22 protein-coding genes, 2 pseudogenes and 1 riboswitch are annotated in these 23622 nt (G+C 69.7%); of the genes and pseudogenes, 14 read left to right on the top strand and 10 right to left on the bottom strand.

Annotated features, from left to right (window positions below; all coding sequences use genetic code 11):
- Window positions 1-110: 110 nt before the first annotated feature.
- The 5 genes and pseudogenes from C0J29_RS04175 (at window position 111) to C0J29_RS34955 (ending at window position 8094) form a co-directional block, all read left to right on the top strand.
- Entirely contained in the window at window positions 111-818 is a 708-nt protein-coding gene (locus tag C0J29_RS04175; RefSeq protein WP_120794540.1) for a phosphatidylserine decarboxylase, read from the top strand.
- A complete protein-coding gene (gene pssA, locus C0J29_RS04170) occupies window positions 815-1669 on the top strand; it encodes a CDP-diacylglycerol--serine O-phosphatidyltransferase (RefSeq protein WP_065044959.1) in 855 nt (284 codons plus the stop codon). The genes C0J29_RS04175 and pssA overlap by 4 nt, the downstream gene beginning before the upstream one ends.
- 1 nt (window position 1670) lies before the next feature.
- Window positions 1671-3827: an AAA family ATPase gene (locus C0J29_RS04165; RefSeq protein WP_120791609.1), complete on the top strand. Its 2157-nt coding sequence runs from the start codon at window positions 1671-1673 to the stop codon at window positions 3825-3827.
- Window positions 3828-3930: 103 nt separating this feature from the next.
- Window positions 3931-6249: pseudogene (locus C0J29_RS34960) on the top strand (PE domain-containing protein); the annotation flags it as partial.
- Window positions 6250-6522: 273 nt separating this feature from the next.
- Complete coding sequence (locus C0J29_RS34955) at window positions 6523-8094, top strand: alkaline phosphatase family protein (RefSeq protein WP_163761788.1); 1572 nt, start codon at window positions 6523-6525, stop codon at window positions 8092-8094.
- Window positions 8095-8111: 17 nt separating this feature from the next.
- On the opposite strand, the gene C0J29_RS04155 is transcribed toward C0J29_RS34955, so the two are convergent.
- Together C0J29_RS04155 and C0J29_RS04150 are read right to left on the bottom strand one after the other, a co-directional pair.
- The gene (locus C0J29_RS04155) at window positions 8112-8750 is read right to left on the bottom strand and encodes an LON peptidase substrate-binding domain-containing protein (protein ID WP_120791607.1); all 639 of its coding nucleotides are present in this window, start codon (window positions 8748-8750) and stop codon (window positions 8112-8114) included.
- Window positions 8737-9354, bottom strand: a complete 618-nt coding sequence (locus tag C0J29_RS04150) for a TetR family transcriptional regulator (protein WP_120791606.1) — start codon at window positions 9352-9354, stop codon at window positions 8737-8739. Before C0J29_RS04150 ends, C0J29_RS04155 begins: the two co-directional genes overlap by 14 nt.
- 21 nt (window positions 9355-9375) lie before the next feature.
- Between C0J29_RS04150 and C0J29_RS04145 the strand changes: the two genes are divergently transcribed.
- Window positions 9376-9762 carry an SRPBCC family protein gene (locus C0J29_RS04145; RefSeq protein WP_120791605.1) on the top strand — a complete coding sequence of 129 codons (387 nt, stop codon included), beginning with the start codon at window positions 9376-9378 and terminating at the stop codon, window positions 9760-9762.
- Between the two features lie 84 nt (window positions 9763-9846).
- Here the strand turns inward: C0J29_RS04145 and C0J29_RS04140 are convergent, their stop codons facing one another.
- The 4 genes from C0J29_RS04140 to C0J29_RS04125 form a co-directional block, all read right to left on the bottom strand.
- Window positions 9847-10977, bottom strand: a complete 1131-nt coding sequence (locus C0J29_RS04140; protein ID WP_065042736.1) for a glutamate--cysteine ligase — start codon at window positions 10975-10977, stop codon at window positions 9847-9849.
- A gap of 13 nt (window positions 10978-10990) precedes the next feature.
- On the bottom strand, window positions 10991-11689 hold the full coding sequence (gene sodC, locus C0J29_RS04135; protein ID WP_065042727.1) for a superoxide dismutase[Cu-Zn]: 699 nt from the start codon (window positions 11687-11689) through the stop codon (window positions 10991-10993).
- A 96-nt stretch (window positions 11690-11785) separates the two neighbouring features.
- Window positions 11786-12259 (bottom strand): LytR C-terminal domain-containing protein, encoded by a 474-nt coding sequence (locus C0J29_RS04130; RefSeq protein WP_065042737.1) that lies wholly within the window; start codon window positions 12257-12259, stop codon window positions 11786-11788.
- A gap of 26 nt (window positions 12260-12285) precedes the next feature.
- Window positions 12286-12594, bottom strand: a complete 309-nt coding sequence (locus C0J29_RS04125; protein ID WP_065042728.1) for a nucleoid-associated protein NapA — start codon at window positions 12592-12594, stop codon at window positions 12286-12288.
- Between the two features lie 366 nt (window positions 12595-12960).
- Here C0J29_RS04125 and C0J29_RS04120 point away from each other — a divergent pair, with 366 nt between their 5' ends.
- The 4 genes and pseudogenes from C0J29_RS04120 (at window position 12961) to C0J29_RS04105 (ending at window position 15505) form a co-directional block, all read left to right on the top strand.
- On the top strand, window positions 12961-13557 hold the full coding sequence (locus C0J29_RS04120) for a peptide deformylase (RefSeq protein WP_120791604.1): 597 nt from the start codon (window positions 12961-12963) through the stop codon (window positions 13555-13557).
- Window positions 13557-14132: pseudogene (locus C0J29_RS04115) on the top strand (GNAT family N-acetyltransferase, cg3035/Rv0428c family); the annotation flags it as partial. The gene C0J29_RS04120 and the pseudogene C0J29_RS04115, both read left to right, overlap by 1 nt.
- Window positions 14133-14191: 59 nt before the next feature.
- Entirely contained in the window at window positions 14192-14998 is an 807-nt protein-coding gene (locus tag C0J29_RS04110) for an exodeoxyribonuclease III (protein ID WP_174814886.1), read from the top strand.
- 66 nt (window positions 14999-15064) lie between these two features.
- The gene (locus C0J29_RS04105; RefSeq protein WP_065163431.1) at window positions 15065-15505 is read left to right on the top strand and encodes a hypothetical protein; all 441 of its coding nucleotides are present in this window, start codon (window positions 15065-15067) and stop codon (window positions 15503-15505) included.
- Window positions 15506-15525: 20 nt separating this feature from the next.
- Here the strand turns inward: C0J29_RS04105 and C0J29_RS33565 are convergent, their stop codons facing one another.
- A complete protein-coding gene (locus tag C0J29_RS33565) occupies window positions 15526-15717 on the bottom strand; it encodes an Rv1535 domain-containing protein (RefSeq protein ID WP_120791602.1) in 192 nt (63 codons plus the stop codon).
- A 60-nt stretch (window positions 15718-15777) separates the two neighbouring features.
- Here C0J29_RS33565 and C0J29_RS04095 point away from each other — a divergent pair, with 60 nt between their 5' ends.
- Window positions 15778-16059, top strand: a complete 282-nt coding sequence (locus C0J29_RS04095; RefSeq protein ID WP_065042738.1) for a hypothetical protein — start codon at window positions 15778-15780, stop codon at window positions 16057-16059.
- Here the strand turns inward: C0J29_RS04095 and C0J29_RS04090 are convergent.
- The 3 genes from C0J29_RS04090 to C0J29_RS04080 all read right to left on the bottom strand — a co-directional run bounded on the left by C0J29_RS04090 (window position 16056) and on the right by C0J29_RS04080 (window position 19276).
- Window positions 16056-18179: an ATP-binding SpoIIE family protein phosphatase gene (locus C0J29_RS04090; RefSeq protein ID WP_120791601.1), complete on the bottom strand. Its 2124-nt coding sequence runs from the start codon at window positions 18177-18179 to the stop codon at window positions 16056-16058. The genes C0J29_RS04095 and C0J29_RS04090 overlap by 4 nt on opposite strands.
- Window positions 18176-18526: an STAS domain-containing protein gene (locus C0J29_RS04085; RefSeq protein ID WP_065163429.1), complete on the bottom strand. Its 351-nt coding sequence runs from the start codon at window positions 18524-18526 to the stop codon at window positions 18176-18178. The genes C0J29_RS04090 and C0J29_RS04085 overlap by 4 nt, the downstream gene beginning before the upstream one ends.
- A gap of 102 nt (window positions 18527-18628) precedes the next feature.
- Complete coding sequence (locus tag C0J29_RS04080) at window positions 18629-19276, bottom strand: PAS and ANTAR domain-containing protein (protein ID WP_370530934.1); 648 nt, start codon at window positions 19274-19276, stop codon at window positions 18629-18631.
- 167 nt (window positions 19277-19443) lie between these two features.
- On the opposite strand from C0J29_RS04080, the gene C0J29_RS04075 reads away from it, so the two are divergent.
- From C0J29_RS04075 to thiD, 3 genes are all read left to right on the top strand, one after another.
- A complete protein-coding gene (locus C0J29_RS04075; RefSeq protein ID WP_120791600.1) occupies window positions 19444-20928 on the top strand; it encodes a PE family protein in 1485 nt (494 codons plus the stop codon).
- 122 nt (window positions 20929-21050) lie between these two features.
- A riboswitch (TPP riboswitch) is annotated at window positions 21051-21160 on the top strand.
- Window positions 21151-22785 carry a phosphomethylpyrimidine synthase ThiC gene (thiC, locus tag C0J29_RS04070; RefSeq protein WP_065042958.1) on the top strand — a complete coding sequence of 545 codons (1635 nt, stop codon included), beginning with the start codon at window positions 21151-21153 and terminating at the stop codon, window positions 22783-22785. It overlaps the preceding riboswitch by 10 nt.
- On the top strand, window positions 22782-23612 hold the full coding sequence (thiD, locus tag C0J29_RS04065; protein ID WP_120791599.1) for a bifunctional hydroxymethylpyrimidine kinase/phosphomethylpyrimidine kinase: 831 nt from the start codon (window positions 22782-22784) through the stop codon (window positions 23610-23612). Before thiC ends, thiD begins: the two co-directional genes overlap by 4 nt.
- Window positions 23613-23622: the final 10 nt, after the last annotated feature.

The raw sequence follows: 23622 nt of genomic DNA, 5'->3' as shown, positions 1-23622 counted from the left end.
ATGGGGTCGGAATATCGGGCTCCTTGAAACAAGCGGGCTCGCTGTCTACTTTCCCTGCCCGGGGCCCAACGAACCACGCCGCCGATGCACGCATACGTAAGATGACCCGCGTGGCCCGACGCCCTGGCTCTTCCCAAGGTCCTGCGCACCTGATCGAGTTGGTGCGCGACACCGTTCCCCCGATCCACCCCGGCGGGCGGCCGTTCATCGGTGCGGGCCTGGCCCTGGCCGCCGTCGGACACCGGCACCGGTGGCTGCGCCGGACCGGTCTGCTCGCGGCGGGCGCCTGCGCGGGCTTCTTCCGGCACCCGAAGCGGGTACCTCCCACCCGGCCCGGTGCCGTCGTCGCTCCCGCCGACGGCACGGTCTGCGTGATCGACACCGCCGTCCCTCCCGCGGAACTGAGCATGGGCGACACGCCGAGGCCCCGGATCAGCATCTTCCTGTCGATCCTGGACGTCCACGTGCAGCGGGCGCCGGTGAGTGGTGAGGTGGTCGCCGTGCAACACCGTCCGGGCAGCTTCCTGTCCGCCGACCTGCCCGAGGCCAGCGAAGCCAACGAGCGCACCAGCGTGCGGATCCGGATGGATCTCGGAGATGAAGGCCCCGAGGTCGTAGCCGTTCAGATCGCGGGACTGGTGGCGCGGCGCATCGTGTGTGACGCCCACGTCGGCGACCGGCTGACGATCGGGGAAACCTACGGACTGATCCGGTTCGGCTCGCGACTGGACATCTACCTGCCGCCGGGCGCGCAACCGATCGTCAACCTCGGCCAGCGCACCCTGGGCGGCGAGACGGTCCTGGCAGAGCTCTCATGATCAACAAACCACGGGTCGGGCGCACCGAAGCGCTGCATCTGCTGCCCAGCGCCATGACGGTGCTGTCCATCTGCGCCGGCCTCACTTCGATCAAGTTCGCGCTCGACCACAAGCCGATCCCCGCGATGGCACTGATCGCGGTGGCCGCCATCCTCGACGCCCTGGACGGCCGGGTGGCCCGCATCCTGGACGCGCAGTCCCGGATGGGCGCCGAAATCGACTCGCTGGCCGACTCGGTGAACTTCGGCGTGACTCCGGCGCTGGTGGTGTACGTGACGCTGCTGTCCAAGTGGCCGGTCGGCTGGGCCGTCGTGTTGCTGTACGCGGTGTGCGTCGTCCTGCGACTGGCCCGCTACAACGCCCAACAGGACGACGGGACGCTGCCGCCCTATGCCAAGGAGTACTTCGTCGGCATGCCGGCGCCGGCGGGTGCCGTGTCGATGATCGGGACCATCGGTCTCAAACTGCAGTTCGGTGAGGGCTGGTGGACCTCGGTCTGGGCCCTGAGCCTCTGGATCACCGGCACATCGCTGCTGATGGTCAGCGCCATTCCGATGAAGAAATTCCACACCCTGGCCGTGCCGCCGAACTGGGCCGCCCCGCTGCTGGCGGTGCTGGCGATCGCCGCGGCGGCCGCGGTGCTGGAGCCCTTCATCCTGATCTGGGTCATCATCATCTCCTACGTCTGCCACATCCCGTTCGCGGTGCGCAGCAAGCGCTGGCTGGCCAAGCACCCCGAGGCGTGGGAAGACGACAACAAGCAACGACGCGCCGCCCGGCGCGCGACCCGACGGGCCCAGCCGCACCGACGGTCGATGGCGCGGCTCGGGTTGCGCAAGCCGGGCAGGTGACGTGGCCCGGACCAATCAGCTCGCCCTCACCGCCCGGCTGAACACCTCTGCCGTCGATTCGCGCCGCGGCGTGGTACGGCTGCATCCGAGCACCATCGTCGCGCTGGGCATCCGGGAGTGGGATGCCGTGTCGCTCACCGGATCCCGCACCACCGCGGCGGTGGCGGGCATGGCCACCGGTGACATCCCGATCGGCATCGTGCTGCTCGACGACGTCACGCTGTCCAACGCGGGACTGCGGGAAGGCACCGAGGTGATCGTCAGCGCGGTCACCGTCTACGGGGCCCGCACGGTGACGCTGAGCGGTTCGACGCTGGCCACCCAGTCGCTGTCGCCGGCCACCCTGCGCCAGGCGCTGCTCGGCAAGGTGATGACGGTCGGGGACGCGGTATCGCTGCTGCCGCGCGATCTGGGACCGGGCACGTCGACGTCCGCCGCCACCCGCGCGCTGACGGCCTCGGTCGGGATCAGCTGGACCTCCGAGCTGTTGGCGGTCACCGGCGTGGACCCCCAGGGACCGGTCAGCGTCCAGCCGAACACCCTGGTCAGCTGGGGCACCGCGGTGCCCGACTCGTCGCGCGTCATTCCCGCCGTCGACGTCTCGACACCGGAGATGCAGGTCGAAGAACTAAAGGGGGCGCAGCCCCAGGCGGCCAAGCTCACCGAGTGGCTCAAGCTTGCCCTCGACGAACCGCATCTGCTGAAGACGTTGGGCGCCGGCACCAACCTCGGTGTCCTGGTGTCCGGGCCGGCCGGTGTCGGGAAGGTGACCCTGGTGCGGGCGGTGTGCGCCGGACGCAGGCTGGTGCAGCTGGACGGTCCGGCGGTCGGCGCGCTGGCCGCCGAAGACCGGCTGCGCGCGGTGTCGACGTCGGTCACCAAGGTCAGTGACGGCGGTGGGGTGCTGCTGATCACCGACGTCGATGCCCTGCTACCGGAAACACCCGAACCCGTGGCCGCGCTCATCCTCACCGAGTTGCGCAAGGCCGTGGCCACCGACGGCGTCGCGTTGATCGCCACGTCGGCGCGGCCGGACCAGATCGATGCCCGGCTACGCTCGCCTGAGTTGTGCGACCGCGAGCTCGGGGTGCCGCTGCCCGATGCCGGAACCCGCAAAGCGCTGTTGGAGGCGCTGCTGAAGAAGGTGCCCACCACCGACCTGGACCTCGACGCAATCGCCGCCAGAACACCGGGTTTCGTCGTCGCCGACCTGGCGGCGCTGATGCGCGAGGCCGCGTTGCGCGCGGCATCGCGGGCCAGCACCGACGGCCAGCCACCCAAGCTCAACCAGGACGACCTGATCGGCGCGCTGTCGGTGATCAGGCCGCTGTCGCGGTCGGCCAGCGAAGAGGTCGCCGTCGGCAGCGTCACCCTGGCCGACGTCGGCGACATGGTCGAGGCCAAGCAGGCGCTGACCGAGGCGGTGCTGTGGCCGCTGCAGCACCCGGACACTTTCTCCCGTCTCGGGGTGGACCCGCCGCGCGGGGTACTGCTCTACGGCCCGCCGGGCTGCGGCAAGACCTTTGTGGTCCGCGCGCTGGCCAGTACCGGGCAGTTGAGCGTGCACGCCGTCAAAGGCTCCGAACTGATGGACAAGTGGGTCGGGTCCTCGGAGAAGGCTGTGCGTGAATTATTTAGGCGCGCAAGGGATTCGGCTCCATCGCTGGTGTTCCTCGACGAGGTGGACGCGCTGGCTCCCCGACGCGGACAGAGCTTCGACTCGGGTGTGACCGACCGGGTGGTGGCCGCGCTGCTGACCGAACTCGACGGCATCGACCCGCTCCGGGACGTCGTCGTGCTCGGCGCCACCAACCGACCGGATCTGATCGACCCGGCCCTGCTGCGCCCCGGCCGGCTGGAACGGCTGGTGTTCGTCGAACCGCCCGACGCCGATGCCCGTCGCGAAATCCTGCGCACCGCAGGCAAATCCATCCCACTCAGCTCCGACGTCGACCTGGACGCGGTGGCCGCCGGTCTGGACGGGTACAGCGCGGCAGACTGCGTGGCGCTGCTGCGCGAGGCCGCACTGACGGCGATGCGACGCTCCATCGACGCCGCCGACGTGACTGCGGCGGACCTGGCCGCCGCCCGGGAAAAAGTGCGTCCGTCCCTGGACCCGCTGCAGATCGAGTCGCTGCGCCAATTCGCCAAGGCCTGAACGGCGTTTGCCCCGGACCCGCCGTAGAGCGCCGGGGCTTCGCTTTCGGGATTTTCTGCCATATATTTAGCCGTTCGATTCGCCCCAATGATGGGAGCCGCTGATGTCGACGTTTCTGATCGCTGCGCCGGAAGCTTTGGCCGCCGCATCGGCCGATGTAAGCGGAATCGGAGAGGCGATCAGGAGGGCGACGGCGTCGTGGGCGCCGGCCACCACGACGGTTGCGGCCGCCGCCGCTGACGAAGTCTCCGCGGCGATCGCGCGACTGTTCGGCAACTACGCACAGGGCTTTGTGGCGCTGGACGCGCAGGTGGCGGCCTTCGAGCAGCAACTGGCGCAGACATTGAGCGCGAGCGCTGGTGCGTATGCCGGCGCGGAGGCCGTGAACCTGTCGGCATTGCAGAACGTCGATCTGCATGCGCTGGGCGAGCAGCTTCTGGGTCCGATCAATGGGCCGGTATTGGCGTTGACGGGGCGCCCGCTGATCGGCAACGGCGCCAACGGCGCGCCGGGCACTGGCGCGGCCGGCGCCGCCGGGGGCTGGTTGCTCGGCAATGGTGGGGCCGGCGGTTCGGGCGCGGCGAGTTCTACCGGTGGAACCGGTGGGGCGGCCGGTTTGATCGGCCTCGGGGGTGCCGGCGGGGCCGGTGGCACCGGGGGCGGCACCGGCGGGGCCGGTGGGCCCGGCGGTTGGCTGCTGGGCAGCGGCGGGGCCGGTGGCACCGGCGGGTTCGTGTTGAACGGGGTCGGCGGCACCGGGGGTGCCGGCGGGGCCGGTGGCTTGTTCGGCGCCGGCGGCGCCGGCGGAACAGGCGGGTTGGCGTCGACCGGCACCGGCGGAGTCGGCGGCGCTGGCGGGACCGGTGGTCTGCTCGGTGGGCTGGTCGGCGCCGGCGGCGGAGTCGGTGGCGTGGGCGGTGCGGGAACCGTGGGCGGCGCGGGCGGGACCGGCGGCGTCGGTGGTCTGTTGGCCGGGGCGGGCGGGGCCGGTGGCACCGGCGGATTGGGTTTGGCCGGCGCCGGCGGTGCCGGCGGTAGCGGCGGGGCCGCGGGCCCCTTGTTCGGTAACGGCGGCGTCGGCGGGACCGGCGGCACCAGCTTGCTCGGCGACGGTGGGGCCGGCGGGGCGGGCGGGCACGCCGGCTGGCTGGGCTCGGCCGGTGCCGGCGGGGCCGGCGGCAACACCTTCGGCGGCGGCGACGGTGGCCACGGCGGGGCCGGTGGGGACGCGGGTCTGTTCGGGTTCGGCGGGACCGGCGGCGTCGGCGGGTTCGCGGTCGGCGGGGCCGGCGGGGCCGGCGGCAACGGCGGCGCCGGGGCGCTGCTGGTGGGCAGCGGCGGGGCCGGCGGGGCCGGCGCCCAGGGCTCTCCTCTGGCTGCCGGCGGAGCCGGCGGGGCCGGCGGCAAGGCCGCATTGCTGGGGTTGGGCGGAACCGGTGGGGTCGGCGGACTCGGCGCCCCGGCGGGTGCCAACGGCGTGACCGGCGCCAATGGGGTGTTGCTGCCGGCAGCGGCGCTGAACGTGATCAACGCGCCCAGCGTGTTGCTGACCGGGCGCCCGCTGATCGGTAACGGCGCTCCGGGCGCGGCCGGCAGTGGCGCCGCGGGCGGTCCGGGCGGGTGGCTGCTCGGCGACGGCGGGGCCGGTGGGTCCGGTGCCAACGGCATACCTGGTGGGCCTGGCGGGGCCGCGGGATTGTTGGGCAGCGGCGGCACTGGGGGTGCCGGCGGGTTCGGCGCGGCCGGTGTCGGGCGCGCCGGCGGCCAGGGCGGCAACGGCGGTCTGTTCTTCGGCAACGGCGGCGGCGGCGGCGCCGGCGGGGTCGGTGCGCCCGCAGGGGTCAACGCCAACGGCGGCGGCGGCGGGGCCGGCGGAACCGGCGGGATCTTCGGCGCGGGTGGGGGCGGCGGCACCGGCGGCATGGCCGGTGCGACCACCGCTGGTCTGCGCGGCGGAGGCGGCGGCGCCGGCGGCGCCAGTGGAGCCCTGAGCGGACTGGTCGGCGCCGTCGGCGGGGGCGGCGGGGTCGGCGGAGCCGGGGATATCGGCGGTGTCGGCGGCCTCGGCGGGGCATCCGGCATCAGCGGTTCGATATTCGGCGGCGGAGCCGGCACCATCGGCGGCTCGCTGATCGGTGCCGGGGGCGTCGGCGGTGACGGCGGTGTGGGCCTCACCGGCGCCGGTGGGGTCGGCGGACAAGGCGGGACGGGCGGCCAGTTCGCCGGCACCGGCGGCTCCGGCGGCGCCGGCGGATCCAGCCAGACCGGCGCCGGCGGCGTCGGCGGCACCGGCGGCCTGGCCGGCGCGTTGGGTTCCGGCGGCGCGGGTGGCGTCGGCGGGTCCGCCGGCGGGTCCGGCGGTGCGGGCGGGCTCGGCGGCGCTGCGGGCCTGATCGGAGGCGGCGGGGCCGGGGGAACCGGCGGATACGCCGCCGCAGGCCCGGGTGGGGCCGGCGGCCACGGCGGGGTCGGCGGTTCATTCCTGGGCAACGGTGGCTCCGGCGGCTCCGGTGCAGAAGCCGCCGCCGGCAAAGCCGGCGGCCACGGCGGTATCGGCGGCAGCTCGGTGCTGATCGGCAACGGCGGCAACGGCGGCAACGGCGGCTACTCCACCTCGGTCAACCTGCTCGGCTTGCCCGGCACCGTCGGCACCGGCGGCTGGCTGGCCGGACACAACGGCATCCCAGGCCTGCCCATGAGCCCCAACCTGCTGGTCAACGGCAGCTTCGAGTTCGCCAGCCCCTCCACGACGGGCTTCAGCTCGGTGACCATCCCGGGCTGGACGGTCACCGGTACCCCGACCATCGTCCCCTACGGCACGCCGCTCACGTATCCCTCGCCGACCTCGACTCCGTTCCCGACGGTGCCGAACTTCCTCGGCTTGGGCTTCCCCGGCAACCCTGCCCCAGGCGCGGGAAACAACTTCGCCGGCGGCGGTCCAGTGGCCACGTCGTCGATCAGCCAGACCGTCAATCTGGCCGCCGCAACCGCCAACATCAACACCGGCACCGTCCCTTACACGCTGAGCGGACTACTTGGCGGCTACCTACTCGACCCGTCCTCGACCGCTGTCCAGGTCACCTTCCTCAACGCCAGTGGCGCCACTCTGGGTACCGGCTCGATCGGGCCGGTGTCGACGATCGACCGCCTGGGAATGACGGGATTCCAAGCCCGCGACATCTCCGGCACCATCCCCGTCGGCACCACCTCCGCGGTCGTCACGGCAACCTTTACCGACCGCAACCCGATCCTGGGCAATTACAACGGCTCCTTCGCCGACAACCTGTCGTTCACCGTCGGCGACCCCACCCTGACCGCGCCGGCACTCACTGTCCCGGCGTCAAATGTGAAACAGCTCGACCACGTCTTCTTGATCTATATGGAGAACAAGGGCGCGGCCGACATCCTGGGCAGCGTGAACGCCCCGTACCTCAACAGCCTGATCAATACCTACGGCTACGCGAACAACTACTACGCGCTGGGCCACCCAAGCGACCCGAACTACTTCCGGATTATGGGCGGATCGGACTTCGGCCTGATCTACAACCCCGCCTCGCCCTCCATCAATGCGCCGAACCTCATGCAGGCCATGGACACCGCCGGCATCAGCTGGGTGGGCTATGCGCAGGGAATGCCGTATCCGGGTGCCATCGTGTCCTCCGGGGATTACGCCGTCGACGCTCTACCCTTCGCCCAGTTCACCTCCGTCTACAACAACACCCCCACCTACCTGCAGACGCATCTGCAACCCCTCACCCAGCTGAGCATCGACCTGCAGACCACCGGGACCACTCCGAGATTCTCCTGGATCGCCGCCGATGGCTCCTACAACATGGAAGGTCCGGTCGATTTCCCGGGCGGTGCGGCGAATTGGTTGGCCAGCCAGCTCACCAACCACCAGTACAACGTCGCCGCCGGAGACCAGTTCCTGCAGCAGACCATCTCGACGATCCAGAACTCGCCGTCATGGAACACCGCGGGCCAGAAAGACGCGATCATCATCACGTTCGACGAGGACTACAACAACCTGTCTCTGGGCATCGGCAACCAAGGCAACCTGATCAACACCATCGTCATCCCGAACGATGGCGCGGTGACGTTCGGCGGCATGCAGGCCGGTCACTTTGTGACCAACACCCGCTACGACCACTACAGCCTGATGTCGACACTCGAGTACGCCTTGAGTCCCACCGCGGGAACTCCGCTGACCACGCTGACCTTCAACGACAAGTACGCCATCCCCATGAACGACTTCTGGAAGCCGTGACGGCCAGGCCCGCCAGGTCACTCCGACAACTGAAACTCCACCACCGCGGCAACCGAGTCCACCGCATCGAGCAACGCGGCCAACCGATCCGCGGCGGACGGCGCCGACAGCACGGCGTAACGGTCGGCCGGCCCCATCGGGACCCGAGATGCCAACGCGTACAACAGCTTTGACAGGTCGGCGCCTTCTTCGTAGTCGAACACCAGGTCGCGACTGGGCAGTTCGGCGTCCTGCACCTCGGCGATCCGCTCGAACAGCGCCCAGACCCGGTCCTCGGCGTCGAGGAACGCAGCGGCAGTCACCGGCGGTCCCGGCTCGTCGGGCCACACCTGCACCCGGGCCCGCGGGTAGGGGTCGTCGGGCAGCCACTGCAGCACCTTGATGCGATCGCCCATCCGGCACTGCAACACGTACCGCCCCCCGCCGGCGTCCACGTAGTCTTCGATCGTCGCCAGGGTCCCGACGTCAGAGCGCGCGTCACCGCCGCCGACCTCGCGGCCACGGGAGATGAGCACCACGCCGAAGCGGGGGTCGGGGCTGTCCAGGCAATCCCGCACGAGCGCGGTGTAGCGCGGTTCGAAGATGCGCAGCGGCAGATCCTCATCCGGCAGCAGCGCCGATTCGAGTGGAAACATCGCCACGTCAATTGATTCCATCCGCCTCGTCCCCTTTCTCCCCATAACTATGCAGCAGCGCCCGCACGGCAGCCGAGACATCGGCCTCCAGCCAGCCCGGTAACGGATCGTCGTGGGCGTGGCGCCGCACGACGGCGTACGGCAGATCCGTAACGGCGCGGTACACGGCGTCGAGTGCCCGCGGTTCGGCGGTGCCGTAGAGCTGCAGCGTCAACTCGCGCATCCGCTGCGTCAGCGGCGCGTTCATCGCGGCCAGCGTCTCCGTGAAGTCGGTGTCGGATTGGCTGTCGACCAGGTCCGCAGGCCGAATGGTCAGCAACAGCCGGGCGTCGTCGGGAAGCTCGCGGGCAAAGCCGACGGCCGCGACGGCCATTGCCGCGGCATGGGCGACCGGGGTACTGCCGGTGGCCGCCAGCGCGCGCTGCTGGAACCGGTCCAAGGCGCGCAGCCAGGCGGCGATCACCACGCCGTCCCGGTTCCCGAAGCGGTGATACAGCGTGCCGGCCGGGGCGCCGCTGGCCTTGGCTATCGCCGCGACGCTGGCCGCCCGCGGGCCGGCCGTGAGCACCAGCGCCCGGGTTGCATCCAGAATCACATCGGTTTCATGCTTCCGCGGAGGTGCCACGATCTAGTATGGTCCTTCTATATGGAACGATTACCCTATATCGATGGGCATGCTATCGCGATCCACGCCACACCGGAGCAAGTCTGGGCGGCACTGCTGGCCAAGACGTGTCGCGACCCCGCCGACCCGAGTACGGTTCCGCTGGGCTTCACCCTCGAGGAAGCCACGCCGCCGCGCCGACTGGCACTCAAGGGCCGTCACCCATTCGCGGCCTACCGCCTGGTCTACGAGCTGGATCCCGACGGCGACGGGGTTCGGTTGCGCGCCTTGACATTCGCGGCATTTCCCGGGTTGCACGGAAAGCTGTATCGGGCGCTGGTCATCGGCAGTGGAGGACACCGAATCGTGGTGCGCCACCTGCTTCGGCGCGTCGCCGCCCGCGCCGACGGCAGTCGAGTGTGCGTCTAGCGTTTCGACGGTGCAGCCACAGCGGGATACTCGCCCTGGGTTCAAGGAATCTCGACGGTGTGAGCACACTCGAACCCGCGCGCCTCAGATATCCAGCTCGGCCACCAGCGCGTCGACGACCGAGCGCAGGTCGCCGTCGTGCTCCTCGGCCACCCGCCGCTGCCGTTGGTAGGACCCGCCCCGGCGCGGGATGTCCGCCACCGCCGCCAGTTCGTCAGAACACTTGAGCGACTTGGCAATCGGCTCCAAGCGGTTCAGCACGTCGTCGAGGTCCTCGGTGACCAGCCGCTCGTTGCTGTCGGCATCCAGGATGATCACGGCGTCCAGCCCATAGCGGGCCGCGCGCCACTTGTTCTCCTGCACGTGCCACGGCGGCATGGTCGGCAGCGGCTGGTCGGCCTCCAGCCGGCGGTCCAGGTCGACGATCAGACAGTGCGTCAACGCGACCAGCGCACCCAGCTCCCGCAGATTGGACACCCCGTCGCAGATCCGCACCTCGAGCGTGCCCAGATGGGGGGAAGGCCTTACGTCCCAACGGACTTCGTCGACGTGGTCGATGATGCCGGTCTTCTTCTGGTCGTAGACGAAGCCCTCGAACTCCGACCACTTCTGGAACTGGAACGGCAGCCCGGCGGTGGGCAGCTGCTGAAACATCATCGACCGGTTGCTCGCATACCCGGTGTCCTCGCCGCCCCACCACGGCGACGACGCCGACAGCGCCAGCAGGTGCGGGTACTGGTTGAGCAGCGACGACATGATGGGCATGACCTTGTTGGCCGACGAGATCCCGACATGCACATGCACGCCCCAGATCAGCATCTGCCGGCCCCACCACTGGGTGCGCTTGATCAGTTCGGCGTACCGCGGCGCGTCGGTGAGCTTCTGGTTGGACCACTGCGCAAAGGGATGGGTGCCGGCGCAGAACAACTCCATGCCGCGGTCGCGCACGATCCGGCGGGCGGGGCCCAGGGTGTCGCGCAGGTCGGCCATCGCCTCGGCGGCGTTCTCGCAGATGCCGCTGACGACTTCGACGGTGTTGCGCAGCAATTCCTTGTGCACACGCGGGTTTTCGCCGATTTCGGCGATCACCGCGGTGGCCTCGTTGCTCAGGTCGCGGGTCTCGGCATCGACGAGGGCGAACTCCCACTCCACGCCGACGGTTGGTCGCGGCGAACGAGCGAAGTCGATGTGGCTACGCGCCCGGCTGGACGGCAGGCTGCCCGGACCCTTACCCAGATCCAATGACACCGCACGCCACCCGCTTGCCGGCGTCACCGGTTGTCATCGTCGTCTCGTCGGGACCCGGTGTCCCGTCGTTCTGCTTGTAGCGGTCCGCCGGAATGTTGGCGAAGTTGTCCGCGCCCGCGTGGATGATGATCGCGGTCTTGGCGCCCGAGGTCAGGTCGTCCATCGTGAAGGCGTCCGTGGTGGTCACCAGCGTCCCAGAGCCGTCCTTGCGCACCTGCAACGGCGGCAGGTCGCCGCTGGCGTGGCCGCTGGCGCCGGGCAGCATGAGATGCCCTCCGGCGGACAGGAAGTCGCCGGGCGCGCCGCCATTGGGCGCGACGGAGTTGGGCTCACACTTGCCCACCTTGTGCAGGTGCATGCCGTGGAAACCGGGCGAGAGCGCGCCGGTGCCGGTCGTCGCGACCGTCACGGTGGCGTAGCCGTTGGCGAACTCGAACTTCGCGGTGGCGATCTCTTTGCCGTCGGGACCCTTGATGACGGTCATCAGCATCTGCGCCGCCGCCCCCGCCTGCGGACTCGGCGTCGCCTCCTGGTGACCCGAGGTCGACGGCGCCGGAGATCCCGTCCACACCGACGGGGTGGTGCCCGGAGTCGACGTGGCGTGCTGGGGCGACGAGCATGCGCTCACCAGAGCGACAAACGTTACGGCTGCGACTTTCAGACCGGCAGGCTTAGGCATAGCCGAGAGCCTAGCGTGACGACGATGCGGGTTGAAACAACCCGCTGAGGAGTCGCGCAATTCGGGCCCCAGCGTGACGACGATGCGGAAACAGCGTCAACCCATGACCAAAACGATGACGCCGGGCGGTTGGTCGGAAAGTGCTGAGATCCGCTTTTCCACCGGCGCTCCCAGCTTCTTGCCCACCGCGTCCGCGGTGGCCTTTTCGCCCTCTTCGCCGTAATAGACGGTGGTGGCGGTGACGTCGGCTACCGACAGGTTGGTCACCTCGGTCACCTTGAATCCGGCCGCTTTGAGCTCGTCGGCGGTGGTCTTGGCGATGCCTTCCTTCGACGATATGTTGTACACCCGCACCTCGGCCTCGTTCGCCGCGGCCGGCTTGGCGCTGGTCGACGAGGACGGCGTCGCGGGGGCCGAGACCGTGGTCACCGGCGACGCATCGTCGTCGGACTTGCCCGAGGAGTCCAGGGCCTGCCAGCCGAGCAGCAGGAATATGACGCCCAGGAACAACAGCACCATCACCATGGCCCGCAGGGGAAGCCCGGAAGAGTCGGGTACGCGCTCGTTCATCGAGCCCACTGTAGCCCGGGGGCGCCTCAGGTCACCTCGAAGCCGAGCCGGCGTGCGGCGCGGGCCTTCTGACGGCTGGCACGCAGCCGCCGCAGGCGCTTCACCAGCATCGGATCGGCCGCCAACGCCTCCGGCCGGTCGACGAGCGCATTGAGCACTTGGTAATAACGCGTCGCCGACATCGAAAACAGCTCCTTGATCGCGTCTTCCTTCACCCCGGCAAATTTCCACCACTGACGTTCGAAGGCCAGGATGTCGTGTTCGCGACGGGTCAGCCCATCGGCGATCTCAGCGTTGTCCCCCGATCGATTTGCCCGCGCCATGGCGCTGTCCATATCGCTTCCCCTGGACCCTTCCGGCGAAAACTCGATTGACTCGAATGACCTGACCTAGATCGGGGGCATTCTCCGGCGATTATTGAAACACGCCGCCATCTGCTGAGCCGGAAACCGGACCCGCGAGTCGGCCGAGTTGCTGTGGAATACGCCGCGTCCGCGCCCGGCAGGATGCCTGGCAGACGGCTTGCCGCCCCGGCCCCCCGTCGGTTTGATCACACTTGCCGCCCGCCCGCGCAGGGCCGTGCACAAACTCGTCGGCCGCCACGCCCCACCCAATCGCCCGCCTCTCCCCCGCAAGCGGGGAGGTGCCCCACCTCGGCCCGTTACGGGCCGCACCGTCGGTGGGCCCTAAGCTAGCCGACCATGGCCGTCGTACCCATCCGCATCGTGGGCGATCCCGTCCTGCACACTCCGACGACGCCGATCCCGGTCGGCGCCGACGGATCGCTCCCGGCCGACCTGCCCGCGCTGATCAAGGACATGTACGACACGATGGACGCCGCCCACGGCGTCGGCCTGGCCGCCAACCAGATCGGCTTCGGGTTGCGGGTCTTCGTCTACGACTGCTCCGACGACCGCGGACTGACCAACCGCCGCCGCGGAGTCGTCGTCAACCCCGTGCTGGAGACCTCCGAGATCCCCGAGACCATGCCGTCGGCCGGACACGACGACGACGAAGGATGCCTGTCGGTTCCGGGCGAGTCCTTCCCCACCGGACGTGCCGACTGGGCGCGGGTCACCGGACTGGACGGCGAGGGGAAGCCGGTCTCCATCGAGGGCACCGGCCTGTTCGCCCGCATGCTGCAGCACGAGACCGGGCACCTGGACGGATTCCTCTACGTCGACTGTCTGATCGGCCGGCACGCCCGGGCCGCGAAGCGGGCCATCAAATCGCACGGCTGGGGCGTTCCCGGACTGTCCTGGTTGCCGGGCGAGGGACCCGACCCGTTCGGTCACTGATGATCTCGTGGCCGGCCCTCGGCACGCGGGTGACGCTGCGCTACCGCCGGCCCCCCGGGTCAGTCCCGCCGCTGACGGACGCGGTGGGCCACCTGCTGGCCATCGACCCGACGGTGCGGGTGCAGACGAAGTCCGGAGTGGTGGTCGAGGTGGCGCCGGCGGATGTGACGGCGCTGCGCATCCTGACCCACGCACCGGTGCGCACCGCCGACATCCGCAGGCTCGAATACGCGGCCGCCGCGGACTCACCAGGCACCGAACAACTTTGGCTGGACGGCTGGCTGCTCCGCGCCCACGGGCCCACCTTGGCAGCTAATTCAGCTGTGCCCCTTGATATTTCGGCCAACGCCGCGCGCATCCCGACGATTTTCGATTGGTACACCGAGCGCGGCCTCAAACCGCGACTGGCGATCCCGGACCGCCTGCTGTCGCCGCCGGCCGACCTGGAATGCGAGCTCGTCGAACAGCTGCTGGTGCGCGAAACAGCCGCAGCGGAACCGGAATACGTGGTCCTCCCGGACACCGCCTCGACCACTGCGGCGGAGCAGCAGGGCTTCCGGCTGCACCATCGCCGCCGCTACCTCTACCGCCCCTGACTCTCGCCACCGATAGGAGACCACCCATGCCCGAGCTGTTGCGGCTGGCCACCTGGAATGTCAACTCGATCCGCACCCGGCTGGATCGGGTCGTGGACTGGCTCGACCGCGCCGAGGTCGACGTGCTGGCCATGCAGGAGACCAAGTGCTCGGACACCCAATTCCCCGCGCTGCCACTGATCGAGCGCGGCTACGAGGTGGCACATGTCGGGTTCAATCAGTGGAACGGCGTGGCGATCGCGTCCCGCGTCGGCCTGGAGGACGTGCAGGTCGGATTCGAGGGTCAGCCCACCTGGAGCGGCAAGCCCGATGTGGCCGCCGCGTCCGAAGCCCGTGCCGTGGGCGCGACGTGCGGCGGCGTGCGGGTGTGGAGCCTGTACGTGCCCAACGGCCGCTCGCTCGACGACCCGCACTACAGCTACAAGCTGGATTGGCTGGCAGCGCTTCGTAATACGGCCGAAGGCTGGTTGCGCGCCGATCCTTCCGCACCCATCGCGCTGGTCGGGGACTGGAACATCGCGCCCACCGACGAGGACGTCTGGAGCACCGAGTTCTACCAGGGCTGCACGCACGTCTCCGAACCGGAGCGACAGGCTTTCAACGCGATCGTCGACGCCCAATTCAGAGACGTGGTAAGGCCTTTCACACCGGGACCGGGGGTGTACACGTACTGGGACTACACCCAGTTGCGCTTCCCGAAGAGGCAGGGAATGCGGATCGACTTCATCCTGGGCTCGCCGGCGCTGGCTGCCCGGGTGGTGGACGCGCAGATCGTCCGGGAGGAGCGCAAAGGCAAAGCGCCCAGCGACCACGCACCGGTCCTGGTGGACCTGCGTAGCACCTGAGAATCTCTGGTCATGTCGGCGGTAGGGGGGTATACAAACAGGAGAAACCGAGGCCAGGGAGGCATCATGGGTGTCGTCGATCAAGCGGTGCGGGGCGTGGGACGAACGGTGAGTCGTGCCGCGACGGCGACGACGTCCGCCGCGGGCGCCGTCGGAGGCGCGGCCGTCAACGGCATCGTCGGCGGTGTCAAGGGCGCCGCAGAGGGGATCCAGCAGGGGCTCAGCACCGGCAGCAAGTCGACACCGGCCGCGGCCCTGGCCATCGGCGCGATCGGCGCGGCGGGTTTGGTGGAGTGGCCGATCCTGTTGGCCGTCGGCGGGGGCGCGCTGTTGCTGCGCAGGCTGAGCCATTCACCCGAGCCGCCGGCGCAGGCCGTGCAGCCGGCCAAGGCCAAACTCGCGCCGGTACCCGACGAGCCGCCGGCCAAGAAAGCTCCCGCGAAGACGGCGGCCAAGAAAACTACGGGCCGCCGGGCCGGCACCGGCGACCTGCGCAGCACGAACTGACGAGGCGTCGATTCAGAAAATCAACCAGTTGCTCGGCGGTACTCCACCGCAGCGGACCGGGTGGCGACCGACCGCCGATGGCACCGCTCGGTGGTCACAACCTCCAGCACGCCAACACGCCACAGCAGCGCATAAAGTTCGGTTAGAGGCCCCCTCAGCAACACGGCGAACGACGCCGCTAACGGGTCGGTCGGGTGTTCTGTCGTCGTCATATCTCCGACGGTGACCGCATCAACCGGCAGGACGGCAAATCCGACGTTACCGAAAGGCAAATGATGGCGGAAAAGAAAGAACGCCGGCACACCCCCCAGCGGGAGGCCGTGGACCGGATACGTGCAGGACACACCTTCGCGGTGAACCTGCCGATCGTGGGGAAGGTGACCGTTCCCCCACCCGAGCAGCTGGCCTATTTCGGCGGGCTGATCGCCCTGACCGCCTTCGAACTCATCGACTGGCCGGTAGCCCTGGTGATCGGCACCGGACATCTACTGGCCAGCAATCACCACAACCAGATCCTGGAAGAGATCGGCGAGGCCCTGGAAGAAGCCGATTAACCTGCGCTGTTGAAGCTCAGCGTCACCCGGGTCCCGCCGGACGTGCGAACGGTCTCGACCTGGTCCGCCAGGCCGCTGATCAGGGTCAGCCCGCGGCCCCGCCGGCGACTGCGCCGGCTGGCCGATGAATCGCCCACCCACCGACCGGAGTCACTGACGCTGATCGACACCGCGTCGCGCCGTAGAAAAGCCTCGATCGACACCGTCTTGCGGGCCTCGCAGCCGCTCCCGTGCTCGATGGCGTTGGTGACGGCTTCGCTCACCGCCAGCAGGATTTCCTCTTCTCTAACTACGTCGTTGGCGACCAGCCACTCCCGCAGTCGGGTGCGTGCGGCGGGGACGTGCGCGGAGGTGGCCGGCACCACCATGGCGAAACTGCGGCTCCCCGCGTGGCGGGGACGCGCAGCGAGTACCACCACGTCGTCGCGGTAGCCGCCCGGCGGCGTCATCCGGTGCAGCACCTCGGCACACACGGATTCGACGGGCAGGCCGGCGCATTCGGCGGCCACGGCCCTGAGCCGGTCGAATCCGTTGTCGAGCGTCTCGCCGGCCCGTTCGATCAGTCCGTCGGTGTACAGCAGGACCAGGCTGCCCGGCGGCAGATCAGCCGTCGCGGTCACCGACGCGTCCGGGGATGCGTTGGTCGCCACCGGCGGCCGGCGACCCTCTTCCAGGTAGACCGGATCCTGTTCCGGTGACACCAGCAGCGGATACGGATGCCCGGCACAGAGATAGCTGATGCGTGCCGGTTCCGTGCTGGTGTCGATGGCGGCGTAGGCGACGGTCGCGCACCGGGCGCCGGCCACCGTCAGCGCATACCGGTCCAGGGCGCCCAGCACGCTGGCCGGATCATGCGCGGTCAGCGCCGACACGGTGACCGCGGCGCGCAACCTGCTCATCACGATCGCCGCCGGCAGACCGTGGCCCACCACGTCGCCCACCGATACGCCTATCCGGTCGGGGTGATCGAGTCCGGTGGCCGAGAACCAGTCCCCGCCCACCCTGATCGCATCACCCGCCGGCTGGTAGACGGCCGCGACCACCGCGGCGGTCGACCCGCGATCGAGGTCCAGCAGGTGTTCCTGGAAGTCAACGGCGATGCGGTGCTCCCGCGCGGCCAACCGGATTCGGTCCAGAGCCGACGCGGTGATGTCGGCGGTCCGGGCGAACAACTCGAGTTCGGAGTCGGTGAAGCGGCGCGTGTGCGGCCACAGCAGCGTCAGGACGCCGACGACGCGGCCGCTGCCGGCGCGCAGCGGGTGTGCCACGCAGGCCCGGACGCTGCTTGCGGTGTCGTTCACGGCGTGGCTGTACCGCTCGGGCAGGTCCAAGGTATCGGGGATGACCATCCCCTGACCGCTCGCGATGACGTCGACGCCCACCAGCGGGCTGTCCAGCCTGGCGACGTGGTAGCGGTCGCGCAATTCGGCCGGCAAGGTCCCGGCGAATTCGAACTGGACGTGATCCTCACCGTCGACGACGACGCCGATCGCCGCGGCGGGGGCATCGCCGCTGGCGAACGGGGAACGCAGTACCGCATCGAGGAGACCGGCGATCGAGTCCGCCGCCTGGACGGCCGCGTCCAGCTGCAGCAGGCCCGCGGATTGCTCAGCACGCTGCCGCGCTGCCGGGCCTGCTGAATCGGCGAGACCGGTGACGGCGGCCGTGACCGCACTGACCGCTCCGTCACTGCCCAGCACCGGGTTCACCGCGAAGGTGAAGTTCCGCGGAGCCGACTCCCGCACGACCGGCAGCATCAGCCCGTGCGACCAGGTCGCGACCCCGGTCGACATGACCCCGGTGAGCAGTGGGCCGATCTGATCCCAGTCCTCCCACCACAGCTCCCGGGCCGTCCGGCCGAGAGCGCCCGGGTTCTTCTCCTCCAGCAGGGACAGGTAAGCGTCGTTGTGCCAGACGAACAGCTCCGGTGCCCGCAGAAATACGATCGTGGGAGACCGCGACGTGAGGGTGTTGGCTACCGTCGTCCGGATCTCGGCCGCCCAGTCCCGCGGCGGGCCGAGCGGATGAGCCGCCCAGTCGAAGTCGGCGAACTTCCGGCCCATCTCGCCACCGAGCTTGACCGCAGTCGTGAGGTCAGCCGGTAGCGGAGGGAAGTTCATCGTTGCAACGCGTCAGACACTGTCGGATAGATCTCGAAGATCCGGTCGAGCTCGGTCACCCTGATCGGCTGCAGCACCTGCGGGTGGTCGGCCACCAGACGCACTACCGTCCCGGCGGACCCCCCTGCCTCGTGGCAGTCGAGCACCGCGTTCAACCCGGCGCTGCCGAAGAAGTTCACCGCCTGCAGGTCAACGACCACCAGACGCCTCGGGTGGGTGGTGGCGACGTCGAGTGCGGCGGCCAACTGATCGCTCAGATAGTCCGCGGTGCTGGAGTCGACGTCGCCCTTGACGAGCACGATTACCGCCTCCTCGCCCGACTCACACGCGACCTCCAGCAAATCCATTACGTACCCGCCTAAATGTGTCAAATTTCGGCCGGTGGCTAGGGTGCGGATGCCCGAATCCGCTACCTTTCCCGTCCCAGATATGTGGAGCTTAACCCCAGCTCAGCGTCCTGATTCCGCAGGGATGCGCTCGTGCACCGTCAGCAACAGGTGATCGAACTGGCTCTGAGCGACGGTGGACGGGTGATCCAGCGAGCTGACCTCGTCCAGTAGCTGCTTTGCCAGACCGCGCAGTTTGGTGTTCGTCTCCTGCGACCGCCACTGCAGCACGCGGAACGCCTGCTCGGAGCTCACCCGGTACACGTACATCAACACACCCTTGGCCTGCTCGATCGCGGCCCGGTTCTCGAACAGGTCCGGCAGGGCGTCATCGAGCACCTCCTGGCGCGCCTCGTCGAAGCTGTTGGTGAGGTCGATGTAGTGGCCGGCGGTGCCCAGCACGGCGCCGTTCTCGTCCAGCATGCGGTCGGCCACCACGATCGCGTCGTGCTCGGTGCCCGCGGTGTCGATGAACCGGTGCCGACTCGAGAACGGCTCCCCCGACTGCAACGCATAGTCCAGCAGATCCTGGACGTGGGCGCGGTCTTCCGGATGCTTGTGCGACATCAGCAGCTTTGTCGTGGGTTCCACGGAACCGGGCTCGTAACCGTGCATCCGGGCCACCTCGTCCGACCATTCCCAGCGCTGTCCGACGAACCAGAATCGGAAGCTGCCGACGTTCAGGTAGGGCCGGGCTCCGGCCGGCAGCACAGGACTGGCCGACTGCTCACGACCATCGTTCTGCACGCACCCATCCTCCCATCACGCTCCGGCGAGGGCCACTTCGCCTTCTGACTTTTCTCTTCTCGCGGCGGCCTGACCAGCGCGTTCAACGATTATGCAGGAAGTGCGCAACACCTGTTGGAGACAGTCTCTTCATGTCGTATGTGATCGCAGCCCCCGACCTGGTGGCGGCGGCGGCAACGGACCTGGCGAACGTTGCCGCCGCCGTCAGCAGTGCCAACACCGCAGCTTCGGCCGGGACCAGGACCGTCCTGGCCGCCGGAGCCGACGAGATATCGGTGGCCATCGCCGCCCTGTTCGACACCCATGCGCAGGCCTACCAGGCGGTCAGCATTCAGGCCGCCGCGTTCCACGCCCAGTTCGTGCAGGCCCTCAATGCCGGTGCCGGCGCCTACGCGAGCGCGGAATCCGCCAACGTCGGCCAGGTCGTGCTTGATGCGATCAATGCTCCCAGCCGGATGCTGGTGGGCCGGCCGCTGATCGGCGACGGCGCCAGCGCGACGACCCCGGGCGGCAGCGGCGAAGCGGGCGGCATCCTGTTCGGCAACGGCGGCAACGGTGCGGCGGGTGCGCCCGGCGAGAGCGGCGGCAACGGGGGCGCTGCCGGATTGATCGGCAACGGGGGCGCGGGCGGGGCCGGCGGGGTCGGGACCACGGGTACGGCGACCAGCCCGGCTGGGTTCGGCGGCACCGGTGGCAGCGGCGGTGCGGGCGGCATGTTGTTCGGGCAAGGTGGCGTCGGCGGGACCGGCGGGGTCGGCGGCGCCGGGTCGGCCGGCGTCGGCGGTGGCGGCGGCTTCGGCGGCTCCGGCGGGCCCGGCGGGCCCGGCGGCCTGCTGTACGGCAACGGTGGCGCCGGCGGCGCCGGCGGAGCGGGCGGGGATGGCGGCGCGACACAACTGGCCGGAGTGGGCGGGGGCGGCGGCCACGGGGGTTCGGCCCAGATCTTCGGCAGCGGCGGCGCCGGCGGCGCCGGCGGAACCGGTGGCGGCGGGCCCACCACCGGCGGCACCGGCGGAACCGGCGGCGAAGCCGGCCGCGGTGGATGGCTCCTCGGCGACGGCGGGGCCGGTGGGGCAGGCGGAGACGGCGGAGCCGGAACCGCGGGCGGGGGCGGCACCGGCGGGCAGGGCGGCAACGGCGGGTTGAGTGGACAGATCGGTAACGGCGGGGCGGGCGGCGCCGGCGGCAACGGCACGAGCGCCACACTCGGCGCGCGCAATGGCGGGTCCGGCGGCACCGGGGGCTTCGGCGGCGACTCCTCACTGCTGGGCAACGGCGGCCTAGGCGGCGCCGGCGGGTTCGCCGGGGACGGCGGCTCGATAGGCGTCGGCGGCACCGGCGGTGGTGGCGGCAATGGCGGGCACAGTGCACTGTTGGGCAGCGGCGGCGCCGGCGGAATCGGCAGGCCGGGTCGCAGGGGCCTGTTCGGCGGCGTCGGTGGCAACGGCGGCGACGGCGGCGACTCCGTCGGCCTGATCGGGGACGGCGGCAACGGCGGCGCGGCCGGCGCCGGGGGTGTGAGCTTCAGCCCGGTCGGTAACGACGGTCCCGACGGCACTGGCGGCAACGGCGGCATCAAAGGGGTACTTTTCGGCACCCCCGGCGCGCACGGCTGAGTTCTGGCGGCCGGCCAAAACCGTTCGGCATGTCCGGCGCGACAGGCCCACCCGGCTGAGCCCCTGCCCATCCGCTCCGCGCTGCGCTAGCGTGGGAGGAGCCCGGCGAGCTGGGCGAGCCCAATAAATCACGCGGGAGCGCAACCCTCATGCGCTGAGAGGACGGCTGGGGCCGTCGACCGTACGAACCTGACCGGGTAATGCCGGCGTAGGGAGATAGCGATGACCGTGACTGTCAAACCATCAGCACCGTCCGTGACCACCGGCCCGATTGCGGGAAGCAGCAAGGTCTACCGCGAGCTGGACGGCATGCGCGTCCCGTTCCGGCGCGTGCACCTGTCCACCGGTGACCATTTCGACCTGTACGACACGTCCGGGCCCTACACCGACTCGGACGCCGTCATCGACCTGGCCGCCGGCCTGCCGCCGCGCCCCGGCGTGGTCCGGGACCGCGGCACCCAGCTGCAGCGCGCGCGGGCCGGAGAGATCACCGCGGAGATGGCGTTCATCGCCGCCCGCGAAGGCATGCCCGCCGAACTGGTGCGCGACGAGGTCGCGCTGGGCCGTGCGATCATCCCGGCCAACCACAACCACCCCGAGATCGAGCCGATGATCATCGGCAAGGCGTTCGCGGTCAAAGTCAACGCCAACATCGGCAACTCGGCCGTCACGTCCTCGATCGCCGAGGAGGTCGACAAGATGGTGTGGGCCACCCGATGGGGCGCCGACACCATCATGGACCTGTCCACCGGCAAGAACATTCACGAGACCCGCGAGTGGATCCTGCGCAACTCCCCCGTGCCGGTCGGCACCGTGCCCATCTACCAGGCGCTGGAGAAGGTCAACGGTGACCCCACCGAGCTGACCTGGGAGTTGTACCGGGACACCGTGATCGAGCAGTGCGAGCAGGGCGTGGACTACATGACCGTGCACGCCGGCGTGCTGCTGCGCTATGTCCCGCTGACCGCCAAGCGGGTCACCGGCATCGTGTCCCGCGGCGGCTCCATCATGGCCGCCTGGTGCCTGGCGCATCACCGAGAGTCGTTCCTGTACACCAACTTCGAGGAACTCTGCGACATCCTGGCTCAGTACGACGTCACCTTCTCCCTGGGCGACGGGCTGCGGCCGGGCTCGATCGCCGACGCCAATGACGCCGCGCAGTTCGCCGAGCTGCGCACCCTGGGCGAGCTGACCAAGATCGCGAAAGCCCATGGCGTACAGGTGATGATCGAGGGACCCGGGCACGTTCCGATGCACAAGATCGTCGAGAACGTGCGGCTGGAGGAGGAACTCTGCGAGGAGGCCCCCTTCTACACCCTCGGACCGCTGGCCACCGACATCGCGCCGGCCTACGACCACATCACCTCGGCGATCGGCGCGGCCATCATCGCCCAGGCGGGCACCGCGATGCTGTGCTACGTCACCCCCAAGGAGCACCTCGGCCTGCCGGACCGCAAGGACGTCAAGGACGGCGTGATCGCCTACAAGATCGCCGCCCACGCGGGCGACCTCGCCAAGGGTCACCCGCACGCACAGGACCGCGACAATGCGTTGTCGCAGGCGCGTTTCGAGTTCCGCTGGAACGACCAGTTCGCGCTGTCGCTGGACCCCGACACGGCGCGGGCGTACCACGACGAGACGCTGCCCGCCGAGCCGGCCAAGACCGCACACTTCTGCTCGATGTGCGGACCGAAGTTCTGCTCGATGCGCATCACCCAGGATGTGCGGGACTTCGCCGCCAAGCACGGGCTGGAGACCGAGGAGGACGTCGAGGCGATGCTGGCCAGTGGCATGGCCGAGAAGTCGCGGGAGTTCGCCGAGCACGGCAACCGGGTGTATCTCCCTCTCACCCAGTGAGTTTCCTCCCCCTGGCCCAGCCGGGATCAACGCCGCTGCGGGTGCTGACCATCGCCGGATCGGACTCCGGCGGCGGCGCCGGCATCCAGGCCGACATGCGCACCATCGCGCTGCTCGGCGTGCATGCCTGCGTCGCCGTCACCGCGGTCACGGTGCAGAACACGCTGGGCGTCAAGAGCTTTCACGAAGTGCCCGACGACGTGGTGGCCGGGCAGATCGAAGCGGTGGTCACCGACATCGGCGTCCAGGCCGCCAAGACCGGGATGCTGGCGTCGTCGTCCATCATCGAGGCGGTGGCACGCACGTGGCGTGAACTCGACCTGACCGTGCCCCTGGTGGTCGACCCGGTGTGCGCGTCCATGCACGGCGACCCGCTGCTGGCCGCCTCAGCACTGGATTCACTTCGCAGCCAACTGTTTCCGATCGCCACCCTGGTGACACCCAACCTGGACGAAGTGAAGCTGCTGGTCGATATCGACGTCGTCGACCCGGAGTCCCAACGCGCCGCTGCCGAAGCGCTGCACGGTCTGGGTCCGCGCTGGGCGCTGGTCAAGGGCGGACACCTGCGCTCGTCGCAGCGCAGCAGCGACCTGCTCTATGACGGCGAGGAATTCTACGAGTTCGACGCCGAGCGACTGCCCACCGGCAACGACCATGGCGGCGGCGACACACTGGCGGCGGCGACGGCGTGCGCGCTGGCGCACGGATATCAGATGCCCGACGCGGTCGCATTCGGAAAGCGATGGGTCACCGAATGTCTGCGCGCCGCATATCCACTGGGCGGCGGGCACGGCCCGGTGTCCCCGTTGTTCCGGCTCGGCTCATGAATCTCGGCTC

The organism is Mycobacterium paragordonae (genome assembly GCF_003614435.1).
Classification (GTDB): domain Bacteria; phylum Actinomycetota; class Actinomycetes; order Mycobacteriales; family Mycobacteriaceae; genus Mycobacterium; species Mycobacterium paragordonae.
This window is presented reverse-complemented; position numbering and strand designations above follow the sequence as displayed.